The organism is Mycobacterium sp. E740 (assembly GCF_001672895.1).
Taxonomy (GTDB): Bacteria; Actinomycetota; Actinomycetes; order Mycobacteriales; family Mycobacteriaceae; genus Mycobacterium.
Window position 1 is genome coordinate 54,459 of sequence record NZ_LZKP01000080.1, and the last position, 11,424, is coordinate 65,882.

The following is an 11,424-nucleotide window of genomic DNA, read 5'->3' on the forward strand; positions in this document are numbered from 1 at the left end:
GGACCGACGACGGGGGGAGCAGCTCAGTCGCTGCGCCGCCACCAGGCGGTGAAGTACAGGACCATGGCCGCGGTCAACGCCAGCAGCACCCACAGCACGAGGATGCGGTCGATCCACGCCCCGGGCGGCGGCGCGCCCGGCATGAAGTTCCGGATCGGAATGACCGCGAACAAGGTCGCCGCGTACCAGGTGCCGAACGGCGGAAGGAAAGTCTTGCGGCCGCGCAGCATCTCGATCGACACGAACAACGCCAGCGCGGGCAGGGTGAACAGCACCAGGCACAGTCCGAGGTCGAAGGCGAGCGGGCCGCGTGCCCGGCTCAGCGTCACGGTCTGGTAGTCGCCGTCGCCCAACGACTGGGTGGCCGGACCGCTGCGTGTGCTGGTGATGTCCCAGCTGTTGAGGCTCCCCGTCACCTCGACCCGAGCGGGTTCGAACCGCCGCTCATCCCCGGTCCCGACGATCACATCGGCTCCGAGCGCGCCGAGCGTGTACGAGTCGAAGGGCCAGTCCTCCGAGTCACCTTTGATCGCGATCTTGGTGCTGATCTCTTCCGGCAGCTTGCCTTTCGGCGTTTCCAGGTCTCCGCCGAGGCTCACCTCGTTCAGGAAGAGCCGCACCGCGATGTCGGTGTTCACCACGTTGAGTTCGGTGTTCATGTGGGCGTCGGCGGGAAAGACGATGACCCTGGCGTCCACCTGGTGGTCGACCGGGCGAATCGCTTCGAGGGTGACCTGCACGATCGTGTCGCTGTTCTCACCGAGATCCGGTGGGTCCAACGACTTGGCGGGGCCCGCGACGTAGTGGTAGCCGGCCAGCGCGGCGGCGTAGATGAGGACGATGATCCCGACCGTGCCAATGCTGGCCAGTCGTCCGTTCCACTTGCCGTCAGACTGCGCCGGTTCGACTCCCTGCACTCGGGGGATGCTAACTGCACCCGGCCGCGCACCCCGTGCGACGAGCCGAGCGAACTGCGCGGACTCTAGTGGCCTGCGGCGACCGTTTCAGAGAGCGCGGCGTTGATCGCGTCGACCCGGTCTTTGGCGTCGCCGAACAGCATCTGCGTGTTGTCCCGGAAGAACAGCGGGTTCTGCACGCCCGCGTACCCAGAAGCCATGGACCGCTTGAAGACGATGACGTGGTTGGCGTTCCACACCGTCAGCACCGGCATGCCGGCGATCGGGCTGCCCGGGTCCTCGGCCGCCGCCGGGTTGACGGTGTCGTTGGCGCCGATGACCAGCACGACGTCGGTGTCGCTGAAGTCGTCGTTGATCTCGTCCATCTCCAGCACGATGTCGTAGGGCACCTTGGCCTCGGCGAGCAGCACGTTCATGTGGCCGGGCAATCGTCCCGCGACGGGGTGGATGCCGAACCGCACGTTGACGCCGCGGTCGCGCAGCTTGCGGGTCAGGTCGGCGACGCCGTACTGGGCCTGCGCGACGGCCATGCCGTAGCCCGGCGTGATGATGACGGAGTGGGCCGAGGCGAGCAGTTCGGCGGCGCTCTCCGCGTCGATTTCGCGGTGGGTGCCGTAGTCCTTGTCGTCGGCGGGCCCAGCTTCGATGCCGAAGCCGCCGGCGATCACCGAGATGAACGACCGGTTCATGGCCTTGCACATGATGTAGGACAGGTAGGCACCGGAGGAGCCGACGAGCGCGCCGGTGACGATGAGCAGGTCGTTGGACAGCAGGAAGCCGGAGGCCGCCGCGGCCCAGCCCGAGTAGCTGTTGAGCATCGACACCACGACGGGCATGTCGCCGCCGCCGATCGAGGCGACCAGGTGCCAGCCGAGCAGCAGTGCCAGCACGGTGACCACGACGAGCAGCCACAACTGCGGGTCGATCACGAACCACACCGTCAATGCGGCGAAGACGACGAGCGCGCCGACGTTCAGAAAGTTCTTGCCGGGCAGCATCATCGGCGCGGACTTCATCCGCGCCGACAGCTTCAGGTTGGCGACGATCGAACCGGTGAACGTCACCGCACCGATGAAGACGCCGATGACGACTTCCGCGGAGTGAATGCCCAGCATGCCCTCGGAGCCGAGCTTGAGCGCTTCGCCGCCGCCGGCGTCGGCCTCCACATGCAGATAGCCGTTCCAGCCGACCAGAACCGCGGCCAGGCCGACGAAGCTGTGCAACAGAGCGATCAGCTCGGGCATGCCCGTCATCTCGACGACCTTCGCACGCCACAGGCCGATCGCGGCGCCGATGACGGTGGCACCGCCCAGCAGGGCCAGCCCCAACGGTTCGATGTGGCGCGTCAGCGCCAGCGCGATCGTCGCGATCAGTGCGACGGTCATGCCGGCGATACCGAAACTGTTTCCTGCCCTGGATGTTTCGTGTTTGGACAGGCCGGCGAGTGCCAGGATGAACAGGATTGCGGCGACGACGTAGGCGGCGGTCGCCGTGGTTTCTATGGTGAACATTCGCTCAGCTCCTCGAGAACATCGCCAGCATGCGGCGGGTCACCGCGAAGCCACCGAAGACGTTGATGCTGGCGAGCAGAATCGCCAGAAAAGCAAGGACGGTGATGACTGTGCCATTTCCCCTGTCACCGTGGCCGATCTGCAACAGCGCGCCGACGACGATGATGCCGGAGATCGCGTTGGTCACCGACATCAGCGGCGTGTGCAGGGCGTGGTGCACGTTGCCGATGACGTAGTAGCCGATGACGATCGCCAGCGCGAACACCGTCAGGTGTACCTGCAGCGCGGCAGGCGACAACGCGACGAGCGCGAACAGCACCGCCGCGGCCGCGAAGGTGATGCCCAGCCGGCGTCCCGTCGTCATCGGCGTCTTGGCGGGCTTGTGCTCGACCGGGGCGGCAGCGGCCGCAGTGGGCGCCGCGGACACCTGAACTGGTGGTGGTGGCCAGGTGGCCTCCCCGTCGCGCACGACGGTGACCGACCGCTGGACGACGTCGTCCCAATCCAGCGTGAGCTGCCCGTCTTTCTCCGGGGTGAGCAGCTTGAGCAGGTTCACCAGGTTGGTGCCGTAGAGCTGGCTGGCCGTGGCGGGCAGCCGTCCGGCCAGGTCGGTGTAGCCGATGATCGTCACGCCGTGGTCGGTGACGATCGCCTGATCCTTGACGGTGCCCTCGACGTTGCCGCCGTTGGCGGCGGCCATGTCGACGAGCACGCTGCCCGGTTTCATCGACGCGACCATGTCTGCGGTGATGATCCGCGGTGCGGGCTTGCCCGGGATCAGCGCGGTGGTGATGATGATGTCGACGTCCTTGGCGAGCTCGGCGTACAGCGCCGCCTCGCGGGCTTTGTAGTCCTCGCCCATCTCCTTGGCGTATCCGGTCGCGGAGATTTCGGCCGCCTCCGGATCGACGGACACGTATTCCCCGCCCAGCGAGCGGACCTGATCGGCGACCTCCGGCCGCGGATCGGTGGCCTTCACGATCGCGCCCAGACTGCCCGCCGCACCGATGGCGGCCAGGCCGGCCACGCCGGCGCCGACGACGAGTACCTTGGCCGGCGGCACCTTGCCCGCGGCGGTCACCTGGCCGGTGAAGAACCGGCCGAAGCTGTGCGCGGCCTCGACGACGGCGCGGTAGCCGGCGATGTTCGCCATCGACGACAGCACGTCCAGCGACTGCGCCCGCGAGATGCGCGGCACGGCGTCCATCGCCAGCACCGTGAGCGGCCGGGCGGACAGCTTCTCGACCAGTTCCGGGTTCAGCGCAGGCGAGATCAGGCTGACCAGCGTCGCGCCGTCGCGCAGCTTCGCGATCTCGTCATCCGACGGCGCGTTGACCTTGAGCACGACGTCGGCACCCCAGGGGTCGCCGATCTCGACGCCTGCCTCGACGTAGGCGGCATCAGCAAAGCTTGATTCGGCGCCGGCGCCCGACTCGACGACGACGGAGTAGCCCAGCTTGAGGAGTTGCCCGACGGTCTGCGGCGTCGCCGCGACACGCGTCTCACCCACCTGGGATTCGCGTGGGATCCCGATAATCATCCGGAAAGTCTCGCATCTGCCGCACGGCGACCGGCGTGGCCCTATGGCCGGTACTCATCTCGCACGGAGCTGAAGACCGCTACCTGCGCGCTAGCTGGTCAATCTCGGTGTCGCGCGCTCACGCCGGCGGATAAGCCGGGGGCGGGTGTTCGGCTCGTTCGGCCGAGGAACTCAAAGCGCTGTAATCGTCGGCCAGGGTGGTTCAGCCACGGACGTCCGGGTAACCGGGACGCCATGGACATGCACGCGGTTCTGCAGGCACCCGAATCGGTCGACTCTCTGGACGGGGTGGCCGAGCGCGTGGCCGATACTGTCGACAGCGTTCTCGGAGACGGCGCGCTGGCGCGGGCGTTGCGCGGATCGTGGCTGGGCCATCCGACGCATCCGCTGTTGGTGACGCTGCCGATCGGCGCGTGGATGTCGTCGGCGGTGCTGGATGTGGTCTTCAAGGATCGCGACGCTGCCCGTCAGCTGATCGCGATCGGGCTCGCCGCGACGCCGCCCGCGGTGCTCGCCGGGTGGGCGGAGTTCCCGACACTAGGACGCAGGCAGCGGCGGGTCGGCATCGTGCACGCGACGAGCAATGCGCTCGCCGCCGCGTCGTTCTGGATGGCCTATCGGCAGTACAAGCGCGGAAAAATCGGTGCGGCACGCACGTTCAGCGCGCTCGGGTTGACCGCCGTATCAGTGGGCGGCGCGCTGGGAGGACACCTCTCCTACGCACAGGGCGCGGGTGTCCACCGTTGGCAGTTGACGGCTTAGACCGGCGGGTAAGCCGGGGGCGGGTACACGCCGCGCAGGATCCAGGCGAAGTAGTTGATGCCGTACTCCAACTCGTCGCTGGCGTCATAGTCCGGGTTCGGATCCACGTTCGCCCCTCTCGCTTGCGGCCGACTCTGCTCGGAGTCTAGTACCCGGCGTGCGCCGTGCGACACCCCGAAACCTAAACTGTCCAACCAGTTGATTGGTGCCCCGATCCAGTCCCGGCCTGCATATAGTGAGTCGCCATGCCCTCTTCGGACGCCGCCACCGGAAACGGGAGGACCCGTCGCGACGAGCTGCTGGCCGTGGCCACCAAGCTCTTCGCCGCACGCGGCTATCACGGCACCCGGATGGACGACGTCGCCGACGCCGTCGGCCTGAACAAGGCGACGGTCTATCACTACTACGCCAGCAAGTCGCTGATCCTCTACGACATCTACAAGGGCGCGGCCGACTTCACGGTGGACGCGCTGCACGACGATCCGTCGGCGTCGGCACGCGAGACCATCTACCACTTCACCCGGCGACTGCTGGTCGGCATCGCCAGCGACATCGAGCGTGCGGCGGTGTACTTCCAGGAGGGCCCCTACATCGGCGAGTGGTTCACCGAGGACCAGGTGGCCTACATCCGCGAGAAGGAGACCCAGGTCTACGAGCATGTGCGCGACGTCATCGACCGTGGCATCGCCAGCGGCGAGTTCTACGACTGCGACTCGCACGTGCTGGCGCTGGGTTACATCGGGATGACGCTGGGCGCCTACCGCTGGCTGCGGCCGCACGGCAGGCGCACGGCCCAGGAAATCGCCGTCGAGTTCAGCACCGCGCTGTTGCGCGGGCTGATCCGAGACGAGTCCGTGCGCACGGAGTCGCCGCTGGGCATCGAGGTCGACGCACTGCCCGGGGAAGCCGACCCGGCTGCCGCGCCGTGAAGTCTCTGCTGCTCTCGCGTCGCGACCTCGAGTTCCTGCTCTACGAATGGCTGCGCGTAGACGAGCTGACCGAGCGGGAGCGGTTCGCCGAGCATTCGCGCGAAACCTTCGACGCGGTGCTGGAGTTGTGCGAGCAGCTCGCGACGCGGTACTTCGCTACGCACAACAAGAAGAGCGACGCGAACGAGCCGACGTTCGACGGCGAGAAGGTCACCGTCATCCCCGAGGTGAAGGAGGCGTGGGACGCCTTCGCCGAGGCCGACCTGATCGCGATGTCGATGGATCAGCGGCTCGGCGGCGCACAACTGCCGGCGACGGTAGCGCAGGCGGCGTTCGCCTGGTTCTCGGCGGCGAACCTCAGCACGACCGGCTATCTCATGCTCACGATGGCCAACGCGAACCTGCTGGCAAGGTTCGGCACCGACGAACAGATCGAGGCGTACCTCAAACCCATGCTGGCGGGCCGGTTCTCGGGCACCATGGCGCTCTCGGAGACGCAGGCGGGTTCGTCGCTGGCCGACATCCTCACCCGCGCCGAACCGCAGGACGGGCAGCCCGGCGTCTACCGGCTGTTCGGGTCGAAGATGTGGATCTCCGGCGCCGAGCACGAGCTGACGGACAACATCGTCAACCTGGTGCTGGCGAAGATTCCCGGCGGCCCGCCCGGCACCAAGGGCATCTCGCTGTTCATCGTGCCGAAATACGTTCTCGCCGAGGACGCTTCGATCGGTGAGCGCAACGACGTGGTGTTGGCCGGGCTGAACCACAAGATGGGTCAGCGCGGCATCACCAACACGGTGCTCAACCTCGGTGAGGGCGCCTACACGCCCGGCGGCCGGCCGGGCGCGGTAGGTTACCTGGTCGGCGAAGCGCACCGCGGCATCGCGTACATGTTCACGATGATGAACGAGGCCCGGCTCGGTGTCGGGATGGGCGCGGTGGCCCTGGGCTACACCGGTTACCTGAAATCGGTGCAGTACGCCCGTGAGCGCCCGCAGGGCCGGCCGATAGCCGCCAAGGACCCGGCCTCACCGCAGGTGCCTATCGTCGAACACGCCGACGTCAAGCGAATGTTGTTGGCGCAGAAGGCTTATGCCGAAGGCGGAATGGCGTTGCTCCTCTACTGCGCCAAGCTGGTCGACCTGCAGCACAGCGCTGCCTCCGACGAGGAACGGGACACCGCCACGCAGCTGCTCGAGATGCTCACCCCGGTCGGCAAGAGTTGGCCCTCGCAGTGGTGCTTGGAGGCCAACAGCCTGGCCATCCAGGTACACGGCGGATACGGCTACACCCGCGAATACGACGTCGAACAGCACTACCGTGACAACCGGCTGAACCCGATCCACGAGGGCACGCACGGCATCCAGAGCCTGGACCTGTTGGGCCGCAAGGTGACTGCGCGCGGCGGCGCCGGCCTGGCCGCCGTGGGCGCGGTGATCGGGCGGACGGTGGACGAGGCCACCGCGCTCGGCGGTCAGAGCGCTGAGCACGCGGGCATGCTCGCGGCCGCGTGGCAGCGCCTCGTCGATGTCACCGCCGAGATGTTCGGCTCCGGCGACATCGAGGCCGCGATGGCCAACAGCGTCGTCTACCTGGAAGCGTTCGGCCACATCGTCGTCGCGTGGATCTGGTTGCAGCAGGAGATCGCCGCCCACGGTCACAGCGGAGACTTCCATGCAGGCAAGCGGCAGGCGGCCCGCTATTTCTTCCGGTACGAACTGCCCAGGACTGCGCCGCAACTCGACCTGCTCGCGAGCCTGGACCGCACCACGCTCGACATGCGCGACAACTGGTTCTGACCGGCGCGTTGTTTAGCTTCTCGGGGTCACCGGGAAGCCGGTCGGGCGATGACTTCCCACATTTCGGACTCGACCCTGCTCGCAATCGGAGACACCTGGGACCAGTTCTGGACCGGCAACGTCGGCCACTGGCTGGCGACGAAGGGCCTGCACATCGTGCTCGTGGTCCTCTTCGCCGTGATCGCCACCCGGGTGATCCGCTGGGTGGCCGGGCGGATCAGCAAGCGGCTCGACCGCGGCGGTGGTGATGCGGCGCTGCGACCGGAAAGCGTGAAGCACCGGCGGGCCGTGGCATCGGTGATCTCGTCGGTGGCGATCGCGGTGCTCTACATCGTGGTGGCCGTCGACATCGCCAACCAGCTCGGCCTGCCGATCGGCTCACTGGTGGCGCCCGCCGCCGTGCTGGGCGCCGCGCTGGGCTTCGGCGCGCAGCGGATCGTGCAAGACCTGCTCAGCGGCTTCTTCATCATCACCGAAAAGCAGTACGGCTTCGGCGATCTGGTACAGCTCAGCGTCACCAGTGGCGGCGACGCGCGGGGCACTGTGGAGGACGTCACGCTGCGTGTCACCAAGGTGCGCACCAGCGACGGTGAGGTCTACACGGTGCCCAACGGTCAGATCGTGAAATCGCTGAACCTGTCGAAGGACTGGGCCCGGGCGGTGGTCGACGTGCCGGTGCCGGTCAGTGCGGACATCAACCACGTCAGCGATGTGCTGCGCGACGTCTCGAAGTCGGCGATGGACGACGACGCGCTACCCGAACTGCTGCTCGACGAGCCGGCGCTGATGGGGGTCGAGAGCATCGAGAAGGACACTGTGAACCTGCAGGTGGTGGCGCGGACTTTGCCGGGCAAGCAGTTCGAGGTCGGCCGCAAGCTGCGGGCGCTGATCGTCTCGTCGCTGCGGCGCGAGGGCGTCGCGAACGCCGAACTGGCCTCTAGTCGAAGCGGATGACCTGCCGCACCGCCCTGCCGTCGGCGAGTTCGTCCATGGCCCAGTTGATTTCGTCCAGGGTGATCGTCGACGACACGAGTGACTCGACCGGCAGGCGTCCCGCGCGCCAGAGCCCGACGAAGTACGGAATCTCGCGCGCCGGCACCGCCGAACCGAGGTAACTCCCGATCAGGGAGCGGCCTTCAGCGACAAATCCCAACGGGGACAACGACACCCGTGCCTCGGGTCGGGGCAGGCCGACCGTCACCGTCCGCCCGCCCGCGGCAGTGAGACCGACCGCGGTCTCCAGCGCGCCCGGATGGCCGACCGCCTCGACCACGATCCTCGCCTTGAGCCCACTTTCACGAGCTTCGTCCGGTGTGTACGCATCGTGCGCACCCATGTCGCGGACCAGCGCCAGCTTCTCGGGCAGTTGATCGATGCCCACCACGCGGACGTCGTCCTGGGCGAGCGCGGTGAGCACTGCCGCCATCCCAACGCCACCGAGCCCGACGACCGCCAGGGTGTCGCCCGGCCGGGGTCGACCGGCGTTGACCACGGCGCCTCCGCCGGTGAGCACCGCGCAGCCGAGCAGGGACGCCACGGCCGCGGGCACGTCGTCGGGTACCGGCACCACGGATCGCCGGTCGACCACCGCGTGGGTGGCGAATCCGGAGACGCCGAGATGGTGGTGGACGGGCCTGCCGTCGCGCGAAAGCCTGCGTTCGCCGGTCATCAACGTGCCTGCGCCGTTGGCCGCGCTACCCGGCTCGCAGGGGGTGAGGCCGTCGGTCGCGCACGCGGCGCACTCACCACACCGGGGCAGGAACGTCATCACCACCCGCGTGCCGACGGGTACGTCGGTGACTCCGGCCCCGATCTGCTCGACGACCCCGGCGGCCTCGTGCCCGAGGAGCATGGGTACCGGCCGCACCCGGTTGCCGTCGACCACCGAAAGATCGGAGTGGCACAGGCCGGCGGCCTCCACCCGCACCAGCAGTTCGCCCGGGCCGGGCGGTGCCAGGTCCAATTCGGCGACCGTGAGCGGTTTCGACTCGGCGTACGGCCGCGGACGGCCGATCTCCTCCAGCACGGCGCCGCGGATCCTCATGGGCACCAGCCTGCCTGAGACACTGCTGCCATGACCGAAGAGGAGTCGCCTCGAGCCGGCGATTTTCCGGTGCACTGGCCGGTGACCACCCGGTGGGCCGACAACGACATGTTCGGCCACCTCAACAACGCGGTGTACTACGCGCTGTTCGACACCGCCATCAACGGCTGGATCAACACGAGCGTCGGGATCGATCCGCTCACCGCGCCGTGGCTGGGCGTGGTGGCCGAGTCGGGCTGCCGGTACCTGGCCGAGGTGCGCTTCCCGCATCCGCTGTCGGTCGGCCTCGCGGTCACGCGGTTGGGCAACAGCAGCGTGACGTACCGGCTGGGGCTCTGGCAGGACGGCGGGCCGGTCGCGGCGGTCGGTCACTGGGTGCACGTGTACGTCGACCGGGCCGGCCGCAGACCCGTGCCGATACCGGAGCAGATTCGCGCACTGTTGGAGAAGGCGCGCATCGCCTGATCGATATGCTCGGCGGATGCCGATCGTGAGCAAGACCGTCGAGGTTGCGGCCTCCGCCGAAGCGATCATGGGAATCGTCGCCGACTTCGAGGCGTACCCCCAGTGGAACGAGGAGATCAAAGGGTGCTGGGTGTTGGCCCGCTACGACGACGGCCGCCCCAGCCAGCTGCGCCTCGACGTCGTCGTTCAGGGACAGTCCGGCACATTCATCACGGCCGTCTACTACCCGGGTGAGAACCAGATCTTCACCGTGCTCCAGCAGGGCGACCACTTCGAGAAGCAGGAACAGAAGTTCTCTGTCGTGCCGATCGGCGCGACGTCGCTGCTGACCGTCGACCTCGACGTCGAGACGAAGCTGCCGATCCCCAAGCAGATGGTCAAGAAGGCGATCGGCGACACGTTGGACTACCTGGCCGGCAACCTCAAGGCCCGCGCCGAGCAGTTGGCTGCCACCTGACAGCGTCGAACACTCGTCGAGCGCACGCTCTGTGTGCGTTTTCTCGAGTTTTGCGTACACCAGCCGTGCACTCGGCGCACACCCTCAGGCCCACAACCCTGTTTCGTCGAGTCGCGCGATAAGCCGTCGCGCACCGTCGGTGAACTCGCCGCCGGTCAACGCCACGACGGTGGCCACGTCGCGCCGGCGAAGCGCCGCGGTCAGCTCGCGGTGACCCGCGACGGCCGCGACGCCCCATCGCGGGTCGCCGGCGTAGATCTGGCCGGGTAGGTACCGGGCGACGTGGAGAAGGAACCAGGCCAGCTTGATCCGACCGGTCGACCGGTTGAATGCCCGGTGGAAGGCGAACTCCGCGGCGGCGATCTCTGCTATTTCATGACGCTCGACCGCGGTGGCCAACTCGTCGTTGAGCCGGTCCAGCTCGTCTATCTCGGCCTCGGTGATGCGGACCGCGGCCGTGGCGGCCAGCTCCTTGGCGATCGTGGCCTGCAACCAGAAGATGTCCTCGACGTCGCCGCGCGTCAGCGGTACCACGACGTGGCCCCGGTGCGGCTCGAGCTGCACCATCCCCTCGCCGCGGAGCGTGCGCAGCGCCTCGCGCACCGGGGTGATGCTCACGCCGAGCGCCGCCGCGGTCTCGTCGAGGCGGATGAAAGTGCCCGGGCGCAGGGTGCCGGTCATGATGTCGACCCGCAACCGCGCTGCGACCTCGTCGGACATCTGCTCGCGCCGCACGGCCCGCCGCCTCGCTGGTCGTGCGGTGGGTGCGTTCACATTGTCTCCGGTCGTTCTCGCCAGCACTGCCGACGTCTTGTCCCCATGCGGCGAAGAGGAAGTCAACTGCTGGTACTCCATCTGATGCGGCTTGCGCGCTGGTGATATTTGATCAAAAATCGTGTTGCCCCGGTCACACTATGGCCTCGGCCGCATGGGGACAAGACGTCGGCAGTGCTGGCGAGAACGACCGGAGACAATGTGAACGCACCCACCGCACGACCAG

At 67.7% G+C, this 11,424-nt stretch carries 11 protein-coding genes and 1 pseudogene; 6 read left to right on the plus strand and 6 right to left on the minus strand.

Going from position 1 to position 11,424, the window contains the following annotated elements:
* Positions 1-23 precede the first annotated feature (23 nt).
* The 3 genes from A5663_RS07225 to A5663_RS07235 all read right to left on the minus strand — a co-directional run bounded on the left by A5663_RS07225 (position 24) and on the right by A5663_RS07235 (position 3,968).
* Positions 24-917 carry a DUF4436 domain-containing protein gene (locus A5663_RS07225; RefSeq protein WP_197503323.1) on the minus strand — a complete coding sequence of 298 codons (894 nt, stop codon included), beginning with the start codon at positions 915-917 and terminating at the stop codon, positions 24-26.
* A 65-nt stretch (positions 918-982) separates the two neighbouring features.
* Positions 983-2,428, minus strand: a complete 1,446-nt coding sequence (pntB, locus tag A5663_RS07230) for a Re/Si-specific NAD(P)(+) transhydrogenase subunit beta (RefSeq protein ID WP_068145936.1) — start codon at positions 2,426-2,428, stop codon at positions 983-985.
* Positions 2,429-2,432: 4 nt separating this feature from the next.
* On the minus strand, positions 2,433-3,968 hold the full coding sequence (locus tag A5663_RS07235) for a Re/Si-specific NAD(P)(+) transhydrogenase subunit alpha (RefSeq protein WP_068145941.1): 1,536 nt from the start codon (positions 3,966-3,968) through the stop codon (positions 2,433-2,435).
* Positions 3,969-4,202: 234 nt separating this feature from the next.
* Between A5663_RS07235 and A5663_RS07240 the strand changes: the two genes are divergently transcribed.
* A complete protein-coding gene (locus A5663_RS07240) occupies positions 4,203-4,730 on the plus strand; it encodes a DUF2231 domain-containing protein (protein ID WP_068145944.1) in 528 nt (175 codons plus the stop codon).
* Here the strand turns inward: A5663_RS07240 and A5663_RS23300 are convergent.
* Positions 4,727-4,837, minus strand: a pseudogene (locus A5663_RS23300) (CAP domain-containing protein); the annotation flags it as partial. The gene A5663_RS07240 and the pseudogene A5663_RS23300 sit on opposite strands and share 4 nt — an antisense overlap.
* 138 nt (positions 4,838-4,975) lie before the next feature.
* Between A5663_RS23300 and A5663_RS07245 the strand changes: the two are divergent.
* Genes A5663_RS07245 through A5663_RS07255 form a run of 3 tightly spaced genes read left to right on the plus strand, consistent with a single transcriptional unit; the run spans position 4,976 to position 8,412 of the window.
* Positions 4,976-5,659: a TetR/AcrR family transcriptional regulator gene (locus A5663_RS07245; RefSeq protein WP_068145950.1), complete on the plus strand. Its 684-nt coding sequence runs from the start codon at positions 4,976-4,978 to the stop codon at positions 5,657-5,659.
* Positions 5,656-7,458 carry an acyl-CoA dehydrogenase gene (locus A5663_RS07250; RefSeq protein ID WP_068145953.1) on the plus strand — a complete coding sequence of 601 codons (1,803 nt, stop codon included), beginning with the start codon at positions 5,656-5,658 and terminating at the stop codon, positions 7,456-7,458. The genes A5663_RS07245 and A5663_RS07250 overlap by 4 nt, the downstream gene beginning before the upstream one ends.
* A gap of 48 nt (positions 7,459-7,506) precedes the next feature.
* Entirely contained in the window at positions 7,507-8,412 is a 906-nt protein-coding gene (locus A5663_RS07255; RefSeq protein WP_082973975.1) for a mechanosensitive ion channel family protein, read from the plus strand.
* On the opposite strand, the gene A5663_RS07260 is transcribed toward A5663_RS07255, so the two are convergent.
* Entirely contained in the window at positions 8,396-9,502 is a 1,107-nt protein-coding gene (locus A5663_RS07260; RefSeq protein ID WP_068145957.1) for an alcohol dehydrogenase catalytic domain-containing protein, read from the minus strand. The two genes, A5663_RS07255 and A5663_RS07260, sit on opposite strands and share 17 nt — an antisense overlap.
* Positions 9,503-9,532: 30 nt before the next feature.
* On the opposite strand from A5663_RS07260, the gene A5663_RS07265 reads away from it, so the two are divergent.
* Positions 9,533-9,967 (plus strand): thioesterase family protein, encoded by a 435-nt coding sequence (locus A5663_RS07265; RefSeq protein ID WP_068145961.1) that lies wholly within the window; start codon positions 9,533-9,535, stop codon positions 9,965-9,967.
* Between the two features lie 16 nt (positions 9,968-9,983).
* Complete coding sequence (locus A5663_RS07270) at positions 9,984-10,424, plus strand: SRPBCC family protein (protein WP_068145964.1); 441 nt, start codon at positions 9,984-9,986, stop codon at positions 10,422-10,424.
* Between the two features lie 84 nt (positions 10,425-10,508).
* Here A5663_RS07270 and A5663_RS07275 read toward each other — a convergent pair whose 3' ends face one another.
* Entirely contained in the window at positions 10,509-11,144 is a 636-nt protein-coding gene (locus A5663_RS07275; protein ID WP_231976715.1) for a GntR family transcriptional regulator, read from the minus strand.
* Positions 11,145-11,424: the final 280 nt, after the last annotated feature.